This window comes from Streptomyces sp. Da 82-17, from assembly GCF_046098215.1.
In the GTDB taxonomy this organism is placed as follows: Bacteria; Actinomycetota; Actinomycetes; order Streptomycetales; family Streptomycetaceae; genus Streptomyces.
Map to the genome: position 1 here is coordinate 1 of NZ_JBJURH010000010.1, position 18,193 is coordinate 18,193.

The window sequence follows — 18,193 nt, forward strand, 5'->3', positions numbered from 1 at the left end:
GCGGTCCCCTGAGCAGTCCCCGTACGCGCGCCCCCTCCGGTGAACCTCACCGCAGGGGGCGCCGTCGTACGTACGACAGGTCTCGCGGTCCGTCGGAAAAGTTGACGGAACTTGTCAGGTAATGCGGTGACAGTGGCCCGCATGAACGAGACCAGCAGCAGCACAGCATCCGTCGACCTCGACCTCCAGGGCCCGGTCCTCCTCCCCGGCGACGCCGGGTTCGACGAGGAGCGGCAGGGCTTCCAGACCGCGTACGCCCACCGGCCCGCGCTCGCGGTGGGCGCCGCGAGCGCCGACGACGTACGGGCCGCGGTGCGGTACGCCCGTACCCGTGGGCTCCGCGTCGCCGTGCAGTCCACCGGGCACGGGCTCTCCGTGCCGAGCGACGGCGGCGTGCTCGTCTCCACCGGCCGGATGAAGGGCCTGACCGTCGACCCGGCCGCCCGCACCGCACGCGCCGAGGCCGGGGTCGTCTGGGCCGAGGTGATCGAGGCGGCGGCGGAGCACGGACTCGCCCCGCTGAACGGCTCGGCGCCGGGCGTGGGCGTCGTCGGGTACCTCACCGGCGGCGGACTCGGCATCCTGGGGCGGCAGTTCGGCTGGGCCGCCGACCACGTCCACGCCTTCGACCTGGTCACCGCCGACGGCGAGCTCCGGCACGTCACGGCGGAGGACGAGCCCGAACTGTTCTGGGCGCTGCGCGGGGGCGGCGGCGGACTCGGGGTCGTCACGGCGGTGGAGTTCGGCCTGGAACCGCTCGCCGAGCTGTACGGGGGCGTGCTCGCCTTCGCCGACGAGCAGGTGCCGGGCGCGCTCGCCGCCTACCTGGAGTGGACGGCGGACCTGCCGGACGAGCTGACCTCGTCGGCGGCCCTGATGACGTGGCCGGACGCGCCCTTCGCGCCGGAGGCGTACCGGGGGCGGTACGTGCTCGCGGTGCGGGTGGCGTACACGGGGAGCGCGGCCGAGGGCGGGCGACTGGTCGCTCCGCTGCGGGAGTTGGGGCCGGTCGTCGACGACCTGCGGACGATGCCGTACGCCGAGAGCCACACGATCCACAGCGATCCGCCGTTCCCGCACCCGTACGACGGGGACAACGCGCTCGTCACCGCCGTACCGGAGGCCGCGCTCGGAGCGCTCACCGCGGAGGGCGTGCGGGCCGGGGTCGTCGTGCAGATCAAGCACTTGGGCGGCGCGCTCGGCCGCGAGCCGGAAGTGCCGAACGCGGTGGGGTGGAGGGGGGCGCGGTACTTGGTGACGGCGCTGTCGGGGCTGTTCGACCTCGACCGGGAGGCGGCGCGGGCGCTGCACGCGGAGGCGCTCGCACCGCTCGGGGGCGTCCGGCTGGGCCGGAACCTGAACCATCTGTTCGGGGAGCATCCGGTGGAGGTGGTACGCGAGGCGTACGAGCCGGGTGCGCTGCGGAGGTTGGGAGCCGTACGGGAGGCGTACGACCCTCAGGGGGTGTTCGGCTCGGGGCGGGTTTGATCCCCTCCCCGCCCCTTCCCGAAAGCCTCCGGCGGTGTCCGTTCGTCTGCGGCGCCGCTGGGGCTGGTCGCGCAGTTCCCCGCGCCCCTTTTCAGGGGCGCGGGGTCCGGGGGCCCAACCCCCGGGGAGGGCTCAGCTCTTACGGCCCGCGAGCTTCCACGCCGTGGGAAGCGCGCCCATCGCCAGCGCAGCCTTCAGCGCGTCGCCGACGAGGAACGGGACGACGCCCGCCGCGAGGGCGGCCGTGAGGGACAGGCCCGTCGACGCCATCAGCCACGGCACGCCGACCGCGTAGATCACGAGCGAGCCGAACGCCATCGTGCTGGCCATCCGCAGCGCGGACCGGTCGCCGCCGCGGCGGGCCAGCTCGCCGACCATCGTCGCGGCGAGCAGCATGCCGAGGATGTAGCCGAAGGACGCGCCGCCCCAGCCTGCGGTGCCGTCCTGGAACCACGGGACGCCCGCGATGCCGGCGAGCGCGTACACCGCGAGCGCGGCGAACCCGCGGCGGGCGCCGAGGGCGGTGCCGACGAGGAGGGCGGCGAAGGTCTGGCCGGTGACCGGGACCGGGGAGCCCGGCACCGGGACGACCACCTGGGCGGCGAGCCCGGTGAGCACGGCGCCGCCGACGACCAGCGCGGCGTCGCGGGTGCGCGAGGCGGGCAGCAGGTCGGCGAGGACCTGGCCGGGACGGGTGGTGACGGCTGCAGTGGCCATGGGGACTCCCTGGCAGGACGTGGTGCGACGGTGGTGGTACGGGACTGTGCGACGTTAGCCCACCGCCGTACGCGTGTTCACCATGAGGCGCTCACAAAGCGGCGGTTGGGGAGTTGGTGTGATCCACACAAAGACCGGAGCGCACACCCCGAACCGGCGTGACCCGCATCACGGGAGGCCAGCACAGACACGGCTGCTTTTGCGGAAAGCGGGCAGCCGGGGAGAGACTGTGGGGTCCCGCCAAATCGCGGAAGAGCCCCCATCGCGGAAGAGCGCCACCACATGCACGACTCCCAGGCCCGCGCGGCCGCGCCGCAGGACCCGAAGCCGCCCCTTCAGGAGTCGGAGCCGCTCTCCCACGCCCTGAAGCAGCGGCATCTGACGATGCTGGGCCTCGGCGGCGTCATCGGTGCGGGGCTGTTCGTCGGCTCCGGCGCGGGGATCGCCGTGGCCGGGCCCGGGATCGTTCTCTCGTATCTGATCGCGGGCGCGCTCGCGATGCTGGTGATGCGGATGCTCGGCGAGATGTCCGCGGCGATGCCGGCCTCCGGCTCGTTCTCGGTGCACGCGGAGCGGGCGATCGGGCGCTGGGCCGGGTTCAGCGTGGGCTGGCTTTACTGGATGATGCTCGTCGTCGTCCTCGCCGTGGAGGCGACCGCCGCCGCGCAGATCGCCCACGGGTGGGTGACCTCCGTCCCGCAGTGGGCGTGGGTGCTGATCTTCATGCTGTTCTTCACCGGCGCGAACCTGGCCGCGGTGCGGAACTTCGGCGAGTTCGAGTTCTGGTTCGCCGCGCTCAAGGTCGCGGCGATCGTGCTGTTCCTCGCCCTCGGCACGCTCGCGGTGTTCGGTCTCCTTCCGGACACGGACCCGGTCGGCCTGACGAACCTCAGCGGCGCGGGCGGCTTCCTGCCGAACGGCTGGGCGGGTGTGATCTCCGGGGTCCTCGCGGTCGTGTTCGCGTTCGGCGGTCTGGAGGTCGTGACGATCGCGGCCGCCGAGTCCGCCGACCCGGCCCGCTCGGTGGCCCGCGCGGTGCGCAGCGCGGTCTGGCGGATCCTGTTCTTCTACGTCGGCTCGATGCTGGTGATCGTGACGGTGCTGCCGTGGACCGCGCAGCAGCCGGGGCTCAGCCCGTACGTCAAGGTGCTCGACTCGATCGGGGTGCCGTCGGCCGGGCAGATCATGAACATCGTGGTGTTCGTGGCGCTGCTGTCGGCGCTCAACGCCAACCTGTACGGCTCGTCGCGGATGATCTTCTCGCTCGCCGAGCGCGGGGAGGCCCCGAAGTCGCTGCTCCAGGTGTCGGGCGGCGGGGTGCCGCGGCTCGCGGTGCTCGCGTCGGTGGCGTTCGGCTTCGTCTCCGTACTGCTCAACCTGAAGTGGCCGGACTCCGTCTTCAAGTACCTGCTCAACTCGGTCGGTGCGGTACTGCTGTTCGTGTGGGCGCTGATCGCCGTGTCCCAGCTGCGGCTGCGGCGGATGATCGAGCGGGAGGCGCCGGAGCGGCTCGTCCTGAGGATGTGGGGCTTCCCGTGGCTGACGTGGGCGGCGCTCGCCGCGATCGCCGCGGTCGTCGGCCTGATGCTGACGGACGCGTCGGCGCGGCCGCAGCTGCTGTGGTCGACGGGTGCGACGGCCGCCGTGATGGCGCTCGCGGGCCTGCGCGAGTGGCGAGAGCGACGGAACCACAACGCGCGGTAACCGACCGCACACTTCAGGTCAAAGAATTGTCCGGATAGCGAGCCAGATCTTCTGCTGAGCGGAGACGGCACTCACACTGGCGGGGCCTTCTACCGTCTCACGTACTGGACTCCCCTCGACCATGTCTCGGACAACTCTGGATAAAGAGCAAGATTCGGGTACCGCGACCGAAGCACGTCTCGGCAACGGCCTGAAGCAGCGCCACCTCTCCATGATCGCCCTCGGCGGTGTGATCGGTGCCGGACTGTTCGTGGGCTCCGGTGCCGCGATCTCCGCGGCCGGGCCGTCGATCATCATCGCGTACGCGATCTCCGGCGCCCTGGTCATGCTCGTCATGCGCATGCTCGGCGAGATGGCCGCCGCCAACCCGGCCTCCGGTTCCTTCTCGGTGCACGCCGAGCGGGCGATCGGACCCTGGGCGGGCTTCACCGCCGGCTGGTCGTTCTGGTTCCTGCTCTGCGTGGCCGTGGGCCTCGAAGGCATTGGCGCCGCGAAGATCGCGCACGGCTGGGTGCCGAGCGTGCCCGAGTGGGCCTTCGTCGCCCTGTTCATGCTGCTCTTCTGCATCACGAACCTGATCTCGGTGAAGAACTTCGGTGAGTTCGAGTTCTGGTTCGCCGCGCTGAAGGTCGGCGCGATCGTGCTGTTCCTCGGCATCGGCGTCGCCGCCATCGCGGGCGTCCTGCCGGACCACGAGCCGCCGGGCCTGTCCAACCTCACCGGTGAGGGCGGCTTCTTCCCGAACGGCAGCGAGGGCCTGATCGTCGGCCTGCTCGCCTCGGTCTTCGCGTACGGCGGTCTGGAGACGGTCACCATCGCGGCGGCCGAGTCGGAGCACCCGGTCAAGGGCGTGGCGAAGGCCGTGCGCACCGCGATGTGGCGCATCGCGATCTTCTACGTCGGCTCGATGGCGGTCATCGCCACCCTCGTCCCGTGGAACGACCCGCAGCTGCCCAACCCGGACAAGGGCTCGTACGTCGTGACCCTGGAGGCGCTCGGGCTTCCGGCCGCCGGCCAGATCATGAACGTGGTCGTCTTCGTGGCGCTGCTCTCCGCGATGAACGCCAACATCTACGGCGCCTCCCGCATGGCCGGCTCGCTCGTCGCCCGCGGCCAGGGCCCGAAGGCGCTCGGCAAGATCTCCGGCGGCGTCCCGCGCATCGCCGTGCTGACGTCCAGCGTCTTCGGGTTCGTCTGCGTGCTGCTCAGCTACTGGTACCCGGACACGCTGTTCGCCTGGCTCCTGAACATCATCGGCGCGATCATCCTCGTCGTCTGGTTCTTCATCGCCGCCTCCCAGCTGCGCATGCGCAAGAAGCTGCAGCGCGAGGCGCCGGAGAAGCTGGTCGTGAAGATGTGGCTCTACCCGTACCTGACGTGGGTGGCGCTCGCCGGCATGGCCGCGGTGTTCGTGCTGATGGCCCGCGAGGAGGGCACGCGGATCCAGCTGTACTACACGGGCGGTCTGACGCTCGTCCTGATGGTCGTCGGCTACATCCTGCAGCAGTACAACTCCGTGAAGGCCGCGCACGCCAAGGTCGACGGCCTGGCCGCCGAGCTGGAGCAGCTGAAGGCCGGCAACCTCCCGCCCGCCCCGGCGGGCGGCGACGCCGCGGCGGAGCCGGAGGCCCCCGAGGCCGCGGACAAGGCCGAGGCTTCCGAGGCTTCCGAGGCTTCCGAGGCGAAGGCCGAGCCGGCCGCCGACGCGAAGGCCGACAAGGCCGGCAAGGCCGAGAAGGCCGGCAAGTCCGACGAGGACGCCGAGCCGAAGGCCGACGCCGAGCCCGAGTCCAAGGACGAGGACAAGGCCGAAGCCGACGCCGAGGAAGAGCCCAAGGCCGAAGACGAGGACAAGGCCAAGGACAAGGCCGACGTGAAGGGCTGATCCCGCCCGACCCGCCTGTCGCACACACCGAAGGCCCCCGCCCGGACATCCGGGTGGGGGCCTTCGTCGTACGGGTCCGCCGCGCCCCGACGATCTCTTGCTGCTAACCTGCACTTGCAAGTTGATTGCAATAAGCGCCGGAGGGGACCACGATGGCCGTCTACACACTTCCTGAACTCCCGTACGACTACTCCGCGTTGGCGCCCGTGATCAGTCCGGAGATCATCGAGCTGCACCACGACAAGCACCACGCGGCGTACGTGAAGGGCGCGAACGACACTCTGGAGCAGCTGGCGGAGGCGCGGGACAAGGAGGCGTGGGGGTCGATCAACGGCCTGGAGAAGAACCTGGCCTTCCACTTGTCCGGCCACATCCTGCACTCGATCTACTGGCAGAACATGACGGGCGACGGCGGCGGCGGCGAGCCGCTCGCGGCCGACGGCGTGGGCGACCTGGCGGACGCGATCGCCGAGTCCTTCGGCTCGTTCGCCGGGTTCAAGGCGCAGCTGACCAAGGCCGCGGCGACCACCCAGGGCTCGGGCTGGGGCGTGCTCGCGTACGAGCCGGTGAGCGGGCGGCTGATCGTGGAGCAGATCTACGACCACCAGGGCAACGTCGGCCAGGGCTCCACGCCGATCCTGGTCTTCGACGCCTGGGAGCACGCCTTCTATCTGCAGTACAAGAACCAGAAGGTCGACTTCATCGACGCCATGTGGGCGGTCGTCAACTGGCAGGACGTGGCGCGGCGTTACGCCGCCGCCAAGGAGCGCTCGTACAACCTGCTGCTCGCCCCCTGAGGGCGGGACCTCCCGGAGAACGCCCCGCTCGTGATCGTCTTCTCAACCTTCACCGGGCGGGCGGATGAGAAAACGGAAGGCCCCCCGCGAGAACGTGACTCGCGGGGGGCCTTCCTGTGCTGTGCCGCCGGGCCGGGGCCTCAGTCGAGGTTGGAGAAGTCCGGGTCCTCGGTGCGCGTGCGCTTGATCTCGTAGAAGCCCGGGGTCGAGGCGACCAGGAGGGTGCCGTCCCAGAGCTTCGCGGCCGCCTCGCCCTTCGGGGCCGGGGTGACGACCGGGCCGAAGAAGGCGATCTGCTCGCCGTCCGCGCCGGGGACCGCGATGACCGGCGTGCCGACCTCCTGGCCGACCTTGTCGATGCCCTCCTTGTGGGAGGCGCGCAGCTCCTCGTCGTACTTGTCCGAGTCCGCGAAGTCGAGCAGCGAGGCCGGGAGGCCCACGTCCTGCAGGGCGCCGGCGATCGCCTCGCGCGTCGCGCCCTCGCCGCGGTTGTGGAAGCGGGTGCCCAGCGCGGTGTAGAGCTCGCCGACGACCTCGTCGCCGTGCAGCTGCTGCGCCGCCGTCACCACCCGGACCGGGGCCCAGCCGGTGGCGAGCAATTCGCGGTACTGCTCGGGCAGTTCGTCCAGGCGGTTCTCGTTCAGGACGCTGAGGCTCATCACGTGCCAGCGGACCTCGACCGGGCGGACCTTCTCCACTTCGAGCATCCAGCGCGACGTCATCCAGGCCCAGGGGCACAGGGGGTCGAACCAGAAGTCGGCGATGACCTTGTCCTGGGACTCGTGCGACGCCTTGGTCGTCATGTCTCTCCTCGTACGGAATCCGGTGGCCGTCATGACCGTCCGCAGCGCACAACAGCGGCCCGGGCCCGGGCATTCCCGGATGTTCCGGTGAGCGGGCACATGGCAGGATCGGGGGCAAATCGAGTGAGCCCAGAGGAGTGCCTGTGCCCGGTGAGAACCTGTCCCGCGACGAGGCCCGCGAGCGGGCCGCCCTGCTGTCCGTCGACGGGTACGACGTCGCCCTCGACCTGCGGTCGGCCGTCGGCGGCGACGAGACCGGGACGCGGACGTTCCGGTCGGTCACGACCATCAGGTTCCGCTGCAACGAGCCGGGGGCCGCGACCTTCGCCGACCTGATCGCGCCGTCCGTCACCGCCGTCTCCCTGAACGGCACGGACCTCGACCCGTCCGAGGTGTTCGACGGCTCCCGCATCCGCCTGGAGGACCTGCGCGCCGACAACGAGCTGGTCGTCGACGCGCAGTGCGCCTACAGCCGCACCGGCGAGGGCATGCACCGCTTCGTCGACCCCGAGGACGGCGAGGTCTACCTCTACACGCAGTACGAGCCGGCCGACTCGCGCCGGGTCTTCGCCAACTTCGAGCAGCCCGACCTGAAGGCCCCGTACCGGATGGAGGTCACGGCGCCCGAAGGCTGGACGGCGTGGTCCAACGGTGTCGGCGAACTCGTCGACGGGGTCTGGAAGTTCGCCGAGACCAAGCCGATCTCCACGTACATCACGGCGTTCGTGGCCGGCCCGTACCACTACGTCACGGACAGCTACGAGCGGACCTTCGAGGACGGTACGCGGCTGACGATCCCGCTGGGCGCGATGTGCCGCAAGGGCCTCGCCCCGTACTTCGACGCCGACGACGTCTTCCTCGTCACCAAGCAGGGCCTGGACTTCTTCCACGACCACTTCGACTACCCGTACCCGTTCGGGAAGTACGACCAGGCGTTCGTGCCGGAGTACAACCTCGGCGCGATGGAGAACCCGGGGCTCGTCACGTTCCGCGAGGAGTTCATCTTCCGCGGCAAGGTGACGCAGGCGTCGTACGAGCGGCGGGCCAACGTCATCCTGCACGAGATGGCGCACATGTGGTTCGGCGACCTCGTCACCATGCAGTGGTGGGACGACCTGTGGCTCAAGGAGTCCTTCGCGGACTTCATGGGCTCCTTCTCGATGGTCGGCGCGACCCGTTTCACCGACGGCTGGATCACCTTCGCCAACAACCGCAAGTCCTGGGCGTACCGCGCCGACCAGCTGCCCTCCACGCACCCGATCACGGCCGACATCCGCGACCTGGAGGCGGCCAAGCTCAACTTCGACGGGATCACCTACGCCAAGGGCGCGTCCGTCCTCAAGCAGCTCGTCGCGTACGTGGGGCAGGACGCGTTCCTGGAGGGCGCCCGGCGCTACTTCAAGCGGCACGCGTACGGGAACACCGAGCTCGGCGACCTGCTGTCCGCCCTGGAGGAGACCTCCGGCCGGGACATGGGCGAGTGGGCGCGGGCCTGGCTGCAGACCGCCGGCGTCAACTCCCTCACCCCGCTGGCCACGTACGACGCCGAGGGGCGGATCACCGAACTCGCCGTACTCCAGGAGGCGGCCGAGTCGCACCCCGAACTGCGGCCGCACCGCGTGGCCGTGGGCCTGTACCGCCGCAACGCCGAGGGCGAGCTCGTGCGGTACGCGCGTGCGGAGACCGATGTGCACGGGCCGCGCACCGTCGTCGCCGAACTCGCCGGTGAGGAGCGGCCGGAGCTGATCCTCGTCAACGACGACGACCTCACGTACTGCAAGATCCGCTTCGACGAGGGCTCGCTCGACACGCTCCGCGCCCACCTCGGCGACCTGACCGACCCCCTCGCCCGCGCCCTGTGCTGGTCGGCGCTGTGGAACCTGACGCGGGACGCGCTCATGCCCGCGCGGGACTTCGTCGGGCTCGTGCTGCGGTTCGCCGGGCAGGAGAGCGACATCGGCGTGCTGCAGATGCTGCATGCCTGGGCCCGCTCGGCGCTCACCCACTACGCCGCCCCCGACTGGCGCGCGGAGGGCGGCCGGCTCGTCGCCGAGGGCGCCCTGCGCGAGCTGCGGCTCGCCGAGCCGGGCAGCCAGCACCAGCTGACCTGGGCCCGGTTCTTCGCCTCGGTCGCGGCGTCCGACCACGACCTGCAGCTGCTCCAGGGGCTGCTCGACGGCACCGCGAAGATCGACGGCCTGGACGTCGACCAGGAGCTGCGCTGGGCCTTCCTCGAACCGCTCGCCGCGCACGGGAAGGCCGACGAGGCCGCCCTCGCCGCCGAGTTGGCGCGCGACGACACCGCGTCCGGCAAGCGGCACCAGGTGCGGTGCCTGGCCGCGCGGCCGTCGGCGGCCGTCAAGGCGCAGGCGTGGGCGCAGGTCGTGGAGTCGGACGCGCTGTCCAACGCGCTGGTCGAGGCGACCATCGCCGGGTTCCAGCAGTCCTCGCAGCGGGAGCTGATCGCGCCGTACGCGCCGAAGTACTTCGAGGCGATCGAGCGGGTGTGGCAGGAGCGGTCGATCCAGATCGGCATGCACGTGGTGCGTGGGATGTTCCCGGCGCTCCTCGACTCCCCGGCGACGCTGGCCGATACGGATGCGTGGCTGGCGGCGCACTCGGATGCCGCTCCTGCGCTGCGGCGGCTCGTGCTCGAAGCGCGGGACGACCTCGCGCGGGTGCTGCGCGGGCAGGCGTGCGACGCGGGGGCGTGACCCCGCCGGGAGTGCGCGCGGGCCGAGGCGGGGTGGGCGTTCCCACCCCGCCTCGGCCCGATCTGAAACTGTGACAAGTCAGGTGAACGGCTGCCCGTAACCCCCGAATGGACCTGCGCCTTTCGGTTCGCCACACCTCCGGCTTTAGGGCGAGCTTGTCCGCGTTTGTCGACGAGCCTGTAACAGCGGTTAGAGCGCGGGAAAAGACCGGGAATCTGCCAGTCATGAACCACAACTCCCCCGTCTCGCCCTGCCCGTTGACCCACCCCGGCTCCCCTCTCCCCCTCGCCTCCTCCCGCCGAGTCCTGACCGCCACGCAACTGCGCGCGCACGGTGTCGGGGCCGCGCAGATCGAGGAGCAGTGCGGGCCGGGCGGGGCGTGGCAGCAGCTGCTGCCCGGGGTGTTCCTGCTGCACCCGGGGCCGCCGACCAGCGAGGAACGGCTGCACGCCGTCCTGCTGTACGCACGCCGACCACCGGGCCCCGGGGCCGTGCCGCAGCAGGCGCCGCGGCCGGCCGGCGACGACGCGGACCTGCCGTACGAGGAGGCCATGATCACGGGGCTTGCGGCGCTGACGCTGCACGGCTTCCCGTCCGCTCCCCCGCTGCTCGCCCTCGACCGGATCGACGTGCTCGTGCCGCGCACCCGGCGGCTGCGGTCCACCGGCTGCGCCCGGATCGTACGCAGCGCCGCGCTGCCCCGGCCGCGGCAGATCACCGGAGTGCACGTGGCGCCGGTGCCGCGGGCCCTCGCGGACGCGGTGGCGCAGCTGAACGACGCGGGCTCGGTGCGCCTGCTGCTCACCGACGCGGTGCGCGGCGGGCACTGCGAACCCACCGCGATCCTCCGGGAGTTGGACCAGGCGCGGCTGCTGCCCAGGCCGTACGTGGCGGACGCCGTGGAGTCGCTGCTCGCCGAGGGGCGGGCGGTCGCGGAGGACCGGCTGTTCCGGATGGTGCGGGAGTTCGGCCTGCCGGACCCGGTGTGGAACGTGGACCTGCGCCTGCCCGGCGGCCCGCACCTCGGGGGCGTCGACGCGTACTGGCCGGACCAGGCGGTGGCGGTCGAGCTGGACATGCGGGCGGGTGGGGACGCGGAGTGGTCCGAGGCGGTGCGCAGGCGGGAGCACCTGGAGCAGCTGGGGATCACGGTCGTCCACGTCACGCCGCGGAAGCTGCGCGAGGGGCTCGACCAGCAGGCGACGGTGGTGCGTACGGCGTTGATGGCGGCGGTGGACCGGGAGCCGGCGGCGTATGTGGTGGTGCTGCCTCGGTAGGCGCTTCGCGCCTTTGAAATCCCCTCCCCGCCCCTTCCCGAAAGCCTGCGGCGCTGTTCGTTCGGCTGCTGCGCCGTCGTGGCGGGTCGCGCAGTTCCCCGCGCCCCTTTCGGGGCGCGGGGAAAACGGGACCTACGCCCCGCAGTACTCCGCCTCCACGATCGGGCCCGCCTCGCCCGACCAGTCGCCGTTGAAGTTGAACGCGAAGGTGTGGTCACCGGACTCGTTCGTCAGGCCGTAGGTCGCCGAGCCGTTGATGCCGCCGCTGTGGCCCCAGACCTCCTTGCCGCAGCTGAGGCCGCCGAGCTTCATCAGGCCGAGGCCGTACGACAGGTTCGGGGAGTCCTCGCCGGTCGGGACCGTCGTCTTCATCTCCTTCAACTCCCGCTCGGGCAGCAGCTTTCCGCGCAGCAGGGCCGAGTAGAAGCGGTTGACGTCGGCCGAGTCGGAGATCATGGCGCCGGCCGCGCCCGCCACCGACGGGTTCATCTCCGTGACGTCGTACACGGGGCCGTCCGAGTCCGGCGGGGCCAGCTTCGAGTAGGCGCGGCTGCTCGGCTCGGCGACCGTCGGGTCCGTGCCGGGCACGGTCGTGGCGTCCAGGCCGAGGGGGCCGGTGATCCGGTCCTCGATCTCCTCTGCGTACGGCCGGCCCGTGACCTTCTCGACGATCATTCCGGCCAGGGCGTAGTTGGTGTTGGAGTAGCCCCAGTCCGTGCCCGGCGCGAAGTCCGGCTCGTGGCTCATGGCGATGTCGACGACCTGCCCGGCGGTGTAGGTGTCGTAGCGGTGCTGCAGGAAGGCCGTCGTGTTGGACTTGCGGGCCAGCTCGGGGTCGGCGGTGTAGTTGAAGATTCCGCTGGTGTGGTTGAGGAGTTGGCGTACGGATATGTTCCGGCCGTCGTGGCCGTTGCCGCGGACGACGCCGGGCAGCCACTTCTCCACCGGGTCGTCCAGGTCGATCCGGTCCTCCGCCTGGAGCTGCAGCAGCACCGTCGCCACGAAGGTCTTGGTGAGCGAGCCGATCCGGTAGCGGTCGTGGGCGCCGCGCGGTGCGCCCGTCTCGCGGTCGCCGACGCCGGACGTGCCCTTCCAGACGCCGCGCGCGTCCCTCGCCTGCGCCGCGACGCCGGGCACGCCCGACGCGACGGCCGCATCGATCGCCTGCTGCGTCGCCCGGTGCCCCCTGCCGGAGTCGGCCAGGGCGGGCGTCGTGAACGCGGTCGCCGTGAGCGCCACCGCCGTCGCGAGTCCCAGCAGGCCGGTCCGCACCGTACGTACTGCCATGGGTGTGCCTCTCCCTCGTCACGTCGTGTGCGGGGGAGGACTCCGGGCGCGGTGCGGCGGTTGAGCGGGCGGCGCGGGTTGAGCGGTAATCAGCCCTTGCGCAGGACCAGTTCGGTGTTGCGGTCGTCCAGGTCGCCGCCGAGGTCGGGCTTGCGGCCGGGCGCGTTGAAGGCCAGCTCGCGGTAGAGGGCGGCCAGGCCGGGCTGCGAGAGATCGGCGAAATCCGTGCGGTGCGGGGCGGACGACTCGATGAGCGTGGTGAGCACGGACAGGGTGCCGTCGCGGTTGTCGACCAGCTCGACGACGCGGGCGAGCTGCGGGTGGTCGATGTGCGAGGCGGTGGTGATCTCCCAGAACGAGCCGTGCGGGGTGACCTTGTTGCGGTGGCTGTGGCCGTTGATCCACGCGAGGACCCTGCTGTGCCGGCCGAGCAGCGCCAATACCTCCTCGCCGCCGTGCCGGGCCTCGCGCGGCCGGTCCGGGTCGGGGCGCAGGTTGCGCATGCTGCTGCTGGTGTGGTGGCTGAAGACGATCACGTACGAGCCGTTCCGCTCGGCCTCGGCCAACTCCCGCTTCAGCCAGTCGAGTTGGGCCGTGCCGAGGGAGCCCTCGTAGTGGCCGGCCGGGTCGGTGGTGTCGAGGCTGATGCCGAGCACGTCGTCGGCGATGCGGAACGCGTAGTACTGCGTGCCCGCGTCCACGTTGTCCTGCGTGTAGCCGTGCCCGGCCGGGCCGACGCCCGCGTACGCCGGGTCGAGGTGGGCGCGCACGTACTCGGCGGGTGTGAACGGGGCGCGGGAGGCGTCGGGGGTGACGGAGCGGAGGTGCCTGCGCTCGGTGCGCATCAGCTCGCGGAACTGCGCGCCCTTCGGGTCGAGGCCCTTCTTGACGCTCTTCCAGAACGCGGCGGCGCGGTCCTCGGGCAGCGACATCAGCTTCTTGCCGCCGACCGCGAACTCGTGGAACCACGAGTCGCCGGAGGCGTAGCAGCCGCCGGGCAGGGAGTCGTGGTTGCCGACGGTCGAGTACCAGGGCAGGTTCAGTCCCGGGCTGCGGACCTCGCGGACGGCCGCCTCCAGGAAACCGGGGATCGCGGGGAAGCCGAGCTGCTTGTCGGCGTCCCGGAAGTCGGCGCGGTCGGGGTGCCAGTACTCCTTGAGGCCGCTGTCCTGGACGCCTTCGTAGCGGCGCGGGTCGCCGGTGTTGGGCGTGATGCTGCCGCCGCTCATCGTCCGCAGGAACCAGTCGAGTTCGGCGCGCGAGTTGTTGTCGGTGTTGTCGCCGGTCGTCATGACGAAGCCGAGGGGCGCACCGGTGACGGGCGCGCCGCGCAGGGCGTTCACGCGCTCCACGAGCGCCACCGCGCCGGCCACGGACAGCGTCTCCTGCGGCCGCCAGGCGCTGGACGTCTCGCCGCGCACGTACTCGTACCGCAGCGGGTGCTGGGTGTCCACGATGTGCAGGTCGGTGAACTGCACGAACGCGGCCAGCGCGGTACGGCGGTCGGCGCGGCCCGACTTGGGCGCCGCCAGCTCGGAGCGTACGACCCGGTCCCAGGCCGGGCCCTCGCCGAGGCGCACGTAGCCCTGGCCGGGGCGGGGTGCGGAGGTGGTGTGCAGCGTGGTGCCCGCGGTGTACGGGGCGAGGGGCGCGGCGGGCGCCTTGCGGGAGCTGAGCGCGGTCGCGGCGGACGGGCGAGCCGCGGCCGGGCGGGCGGCGTTCGCCTCGCCGCCGCTGAGGCCCACGGCGAGGCCGATGCCCGTGGAGGCCGAGACGGCGCCCGCGGCGGCGAGGAAGGAACGGCGGTCGAGGCTGGCGGCGACAGAGCGGATGCGCGGCATGGCGCGGTCTCCCCGGGTGCGGTGCGTTCGCGGCTGCGGTCCTCTGGATGCTTGGCAGCGGGGGTGGCGTGTGCGTGAACGCGGGTGCAACGGGGGCGGCCGATCGGGGTACGGGGGTCCTGGGTGCGCCGAGCGGACATGGGGTGCTGGCCCCTGCGGGGGGCGGTGGACACGTGGGGTTCACTTCTGGGGGTAGGGGCGGCGCCTGCGGCGGGCTTCTCTCCCCGAAGGGGCGCGGGGAACTGCGCGACCAGCCGCGACGGAAGCCGCAGGTGAACAACGACCGGTGGTCAGCTCTCGTGGGCCCGGGTCCACAGGTTCAGCCCCGCCTCCACCAGGCCGACCGTCGGCAACTCCCCCACCGTGTCCAGGTCGTGCCACGCGGCCAGGTCGGTCGAGCCGTTCTCCTCGTGGCGGAGGGCGCCGCCGGTGACGCGGCCCTCGTAGACCAGGCGGAGGCCGTGGAAGTCGGCGTGGGTGCCGAACTTGCGGGGGTAGCGGCGGCGGATGGAGTCCACGCCGAGCAGGGCGACCGGCTCGACCGCGTACCCGGTCTCCTCCTCGGCCTCGCGGATCACCGTGTCGTACGGGTCCTCGCCGTGCTCCATGCCGCCGCCGGGCAGCGTCCAGCGGCCGGCCGCGCCGCCGGTGCCGGACAGGCGGGCGAGGAGCAGTCGTCGTTCTCGTATGCACACGGCGTAGGCCGCCACCCTCAACTCCTTCTGCATCCCCTGACGTTAGAGGGAAGTCAGCGCCAGTACACCGGGTATCGCCGTCCTGTCCGGCGGGACGTCAGGCGGTGGCCGGCCAGGCCGGTGGCGACGAGGAGTGCGCAGGCGAGGGCGAGGAGCGTGAGGAAGGGCAGGGCGGGCGGGGCCTGGAGGGCGACGATGACGGCGGTCGCGGCGGCCGGCGAGTGCGGCGTGCGGGCCGCCGCCATCACGCCGAACGCCAGGCCGCCCGCGAGCCCGGCCGACCAGAGCCCCGGCGGCAGCACGAGCAGCACCGCGAATCCGGTGAGCGCGGACAGGAGTTGACCGCCGAGCACACTGCGGGGCTGGGCCAGCGGCAGTTCGGGGGCGCCCGCGACCAGGGCCATGGACGCGGCCAGGGGCGGGATGAGCAGGGGTTGGTCGAGCAGGGCGCCCACGGCGACGAGGCCGAGCAGGGCGGTCACCGCGAGGGCGGTGCCGGTGAGGAGGACGTGGAGGGCCGGTCTGGGCGGCGGGGCCGGGCGTGGGGTGAGGGGCGCGGATGCGGTGGTCGTCACGCTCAACTCCCCTGCTCCACCGGCGGGTTGGCGGGGGAAGGTTCGGGTGGGGACCAGCGCAGCGGGCTCGCCGACTCCGTGCGGACGGCGCGGTCGAGGGTGAAGTGGACCCTGCGTTGCCCTTTGGGGCGGTGCACGGTGCGGGCCGTGCCGGTGAGTTGGAGGGTCGTGCCGGTGGTCCAGTCGAGGAGGAGGATGCCGGCGCGCGGGTCGGTCTCCAGGTTGCCGAGGGTGAGGAACATGGCGTTGCCGGGATAGTCCGGCCAGGACAGCTCGCGCGCCGAGTCGACCCGTACGAAGCCGGGGTTGCCGCCACGGTGGCTGACGTCGGCGCCGTCCGGGCCGACCGTGGCCAGGAAGAACGTGTCGGCGGTGGCGATCAACTGCCGGTCGAGCGGGCCGAGTTCGGCGCTCGTGCGGGGCTCTGCGGGGGTGCGGCCGGGGACGGTGTCGTACGTCTCTCGGCGTTGCAGGTACTTCGGGCAGTTGGCGAACACCTCGTCCGACTCGACCGCGAGCCCGCGCGCCGTGGGCCGGGCGTGGCCGTTGAGCCGCATCCGGCGGCGGGTGCGCGGGTCGAGGGCGAGGGTGCCGACGGGGACGCCGGGTTCGGCGAGCGGCGCGGTCAGGGGGTCGGCGGGGTGCGGGGCGCCGGTGACGGAGATCTGCCGGGGCCCGGTGGCGCGTACGAAACCGGCAGGCCCGGTCAGCAGCGAGGCCCAGACCCGGCCGTCGGCGGCGGCCGCCCCGAGGACCAGCATCGGCTGCTGCTCCAGGAAGGCGGCCGCCACCGGGCGGATGCCGGGGCCGATGGACCGGCCGACGTGGTCGGCGAGCGCGCGCACGCCGACACGGTCCTGCACGGCGCGCGAGCCCCGGTGGTAGGGGCCGGCGGGGGCGGTGGGGTGCGCGGGGTTCACGGTCTGCTCCCTCGTGTCGGTACCGGCGGATCGGAAGAGTCGGGGGGATCAGAAGAAGCCGCAGGTCGGGGCCTCGGCGACGGGCGCGGGGGCGCCCTCGGCGCCGTCGGGCGCGTAGATCTCCAGGCGGACGCCGTCCGGGTCGCGGAAGAAGATCCCGCCGGACGCGGCGCCCTCGCCGTGCGGGACGACCCCGTCGTACGCGAACTCCACCCCGTACTCCTTCAGGTTCCGCTCGAAGCCGCGGACCTCGTCGAGGGAGTCGGCCTGCAGGGCGAGGTGGTGCAGGCCCGCGGCGGCGGGTGCGTACGTCCCCTCGGCCTGCTGCCAGAGGGTGACCTGCGGGCGGCCGTCCGTCCCGAAGAAGGCGAAGCGGCGGCCGTCCTCCTTGGACTCGCCGATCAGGGTGAGGCCGAGGACGTCGCGGTAGAAGGCGACGGAGCGGTCGAGGTCGGTGACGTTGAGGCCGACGTGGCCGGGGATGAGCGTGCGGGTCGCCGTCATGGCACACCTCTCTCAGGAGTTCGCGCAGGCTCGGCCGGGCAGAATTGCCTAACCGTTGAAAGTGACGTTACTGGTTAGAGAATGCACGCGTCAACCGGCGTCGTACCCTTGACCAGTTAGTCCGCCCCGCCCTGGCCCGCCCCGCCTCGGCCCGCCCGCCCGCCGCAGGGGCCCGTAGCGAAGGGAGCCGCAGATGGCCGCCGCCCCCGCGACCGACCCGCGACCGCTGACCGGCGAGCCGCTCTCCCTCGACCTGCTCAACACCCGCTGGATCCAGGACGGCGAGCGCCAGGACCTGCTGACCGGCCTCGACGGACTGCGGATCTGGCTGGCCGGCAACGGGCTCGACGCGGCGCACGACGGCCGCTTCACCGCCGACGACGCCACGCTCCGGCACCTGCTCACCGCCCGCGACGCACTCGCCGCCGTCGTCGACTCCCCCGCGTCGGCGGACGGCGTGCGGCGGGTCGACGCGGTCCTCGGGCACGGCCGCATCCGCGCCACGCTGCGCCCCGAAGGGCCGGGCGAGGAGCCGGAGTTCACGGACCCGGCGTGGGGCCCGGCCTGGCTCGCCGCCCGCGACTACCTCACGCTGCGCGCCACCGCGCCCGACCGCATCCGCGCCTGCGCGCACGACGCCTGCATCCTGCACTTCTTCGACACGTCACGGAACGGCACGCGCCGCTGGTGCTCGATGGCCCTGTGCGGCAACCGCGCCAAGGCGTCCCGGCATTACGCGCGCACGCGCACCGACTGACGGCACGCACCCGAGCAGCGCCCGCGGCACGCGCCGCACCTGCACAGCACCCGCGGGCCACCGCAACATCTCCCCCTGATCACTTTTTGGCGAACTCTCCCCAAAACCCGCCCAGTTGCGTCAAGCTATGCGGTCATCCGGTCCCGATTTACGGAATACGGACCAGCTCTTTCACATACAGGGATGCAGATGACCTCCAGACCAGGGGCTAGACGTGCTGCCCGGATAG

14 protein-coding genes and 1 pseudogene are annotated in these 18,193 nt (G+C 72.1%); 7 read left to right on the forward strand and 8 right to left on the reverse strand.

What is annotated here, in order from left to right:
* Positions 1 to 141 precede the first annotated feature (141 nt).
* On the forward strand, positions 142 to 1,488 hold the full coding sequence (locus ACIDOF_RS18800) for an FAD-binding oxidoreductase (protein ID WP_409007078.1): 1,347 nt from the start codon (positions 142 to 144) through the stop codon (positions 1,486 to 1,488).
* A gap of 132 nt (positions 1,489 to 1,620) precedes the next feature.
* Here ACIDOF_RS18800 and ACIDOF_RS18805 read toward each other — a convergent pair whose 3' ends face one another.
* Positions 1,621 to 2,205 carry a biotin transporter BioY gene (locus ACIDOF_RS18805; protein WP_409007079.1) on the reverse strand — a complete coding sequence of 195 codons (585 nt, stop codon included), beginning with the start codon at positions 2,203 to 2,205 and terminating at the stop codon, positions 1,621 to 1,623.
* A 282-nt stretch (positions 2,206 to 2,487) separates the two neighbouring features.
* Between ACIDOF_RS18805 and ACIDOF_RS18810 the strand changes: the two genes are divergently transcribed.
* The 3 genes and pseudogenes from ACIDOF_RS18810 (at position 2,488) to ACIDOF_RS18820 (ending at position 6,591) form a co-directional block, all read left to right on the forward strand.
* Complete coding sequence (locus tag ACIDOF_RS18810) at positions 2,488 to 3,909, forward strand: amino acid permease (protein ID WP_409007080.1); 1,422 nt, start codon at positions 2,488 to 2,490, stop codon at positions 3,907 to 3,909.
* Between the two features lie 121 nt (positions 3,910 to 4,030).
* Positions 4,031 to 5,416: pseudogene (locus tag ACIDOF_RS18815) on the forward strand (amino acid permease); the annotation flags it as partial.
* A gap of 530 nt (positions 5,417 to 5,946) precedes the next feature.
* Positions 5,947 to 6,591, forward strand: a complete 645-nt coding sequence (locus ACIDOF_RS18820; protein ID WP_409007081.1) for a superoxide dismutase — start codon at positions 5,947 to 5,949, stop codon at positions 6,589 to 6,591.
* A 140-nt stretch (positions 6,592 to 6,731) separates the two neighbouring features.
* On the opposite strand, the gene ACIDOF_RS18825 is transcribed toward ACIDOF_RS18820, so the two are convergent.
* The gene (locus tag ACIDOF_RS18825) at positions 6,732 to 7,394 is read right to left on the reverse strand and encodes a DsbA family protein (RefSeq protein ID WP_409007082.1); all 663 of its coding nucleotides are present in this window, start codon (positions 7,392 to 7,394) and stop codon (positions 6,732 to 6,734) included.
* Positions 7,395 to 7,537: 143 nt separating this feature from the next.
* Here ACIDOF_RS18825 and pepN point away from each other — a divergent pair, with 143 nt between their 5' ends.
* Positions 7,538 to 10,108: an aminopeptidase N gene (gene pepN / locus ACIDOF_RS18830; protein ID WP_409007083.1), complete on the forward strand. Its 2,571-nt coding sequence runs from the start codon at positions 7,538 to 7,540 to the stop codon at positions 10,106 to 10,108.
* Positions 10,109 to 10,332: 224 nt separating this feature from the next.
* Complete coding sequence (locus ACIDOF_RS18835) at positions 10,333 to 11,385, forward strand: hypothetical protein (RefSeq protein WP_409007084.1); 1,053 nt, start codon at positions 10,333 to 10,335, stop codon at positions 11,383 to 11,385.
* 132 nt (positions 11,386 to 11,517) lie between these two features.
* On the opposite strand, the gene ACIDOF_RS18840 is transcribed toward ACIDOF_RS18835, so the two are convergent.
* From ACIDOF_RS18840 to ACIDOF_RS18865, 6 genes are all read right to left on the reverse strand, one after another.
* On the reverse strand, positions 11,518 to 12,672 hold the full coding sequence (locus ACIDOF_RS18840; protein ID WP_409007085.1) for a serine hydrolase domain-containing protein: 1,155 nt from the start codon (positions 12,670 to 12,672) through the stop codon (positions 11,518 to 11,520).
* An 89-nt stretch (positions 12,673 to 12,761) separates the two neighbouring features.
* Entirely contained in the window at positions 12,762 to 14,513 is a 1,752-nt protein-coding gene (locus ACIDOF_RS18845) for a TIGR03767 family metallophosphoesterase (RefSeq protein ID WP_409007086.1), read from the reverse strand.
* Between the two features lie 290 nt (positions 14,514 to 14,803).
* Complete coding sequence (locus ACIDOF_RS18850) at positions 14,804 to 15,241, reverse strand: NUDIX hydrolase (RefSeq protein WP_409007087.1); 438 nt, start codon at positions 15,239 to 15,241, stop codon at positions 14,804 to 14,806.
* A 20-nt stretch (positions 15,242 to 15,261) separates the two neighbouring features.
* Positions 15,262 to 15,783 (reverse strand): HPP family protein, encoded by a 522-nt coding sequence (locus ACIDOF_RS18855; protein ID WP_409007088.1) that lies wholly within the window; start codon positions 15,781 to 15,783, stop codon positions 15,262 to 15,264.
* A gap of 2 nt (positions 15,784 to 15,785) precedes the next feature.
* On the reverse strand, positions 15,786 to 16,703 hold the full coding sequence (locus ACIDOF_RS18860; protein WP_409007089.1) for a pyridoxamine 5'-phosphate oxidase family protein: 918 nt from the start codon (positions 16,701 to 16,703) through the stop codon (positions 15,786 to 15,788).
* Positions 16,704 to 16,751: 48 nt separating this feature from the next.
* On the reverse strand, positions 16,752 to 17,207 hold the full coding sequence (locus tag ACIDOF_RS18865; protein WP_409007090.1) for a VOC family protein: 456 nt from the start codon (positions 17,205 to 17,207) through the stop codon (positions 16,752 to 16,754).
* Between the two features lie 193 nt (positions 17,208 to 17,400).
* On the opposite strand from ACIDOF_RS18865, the gene ACIDOF_RS18870 reads away from it, so the two are divergent.
* Complete coding sequence (locus tag ACIDOF_RS18870; RefSeq protein ID WP_409007091.1) at positions 17,401 to 17,964, forward strand: CGNR zinc finger domain-containing protein; 564 nt, start codon at positions 17,401 to 17,403, stop codon at positions 17,962 to 17,964.
* The last annotated feature ends 229 nt before the right edge of the window (positions 17,965 to 18,193 follow it).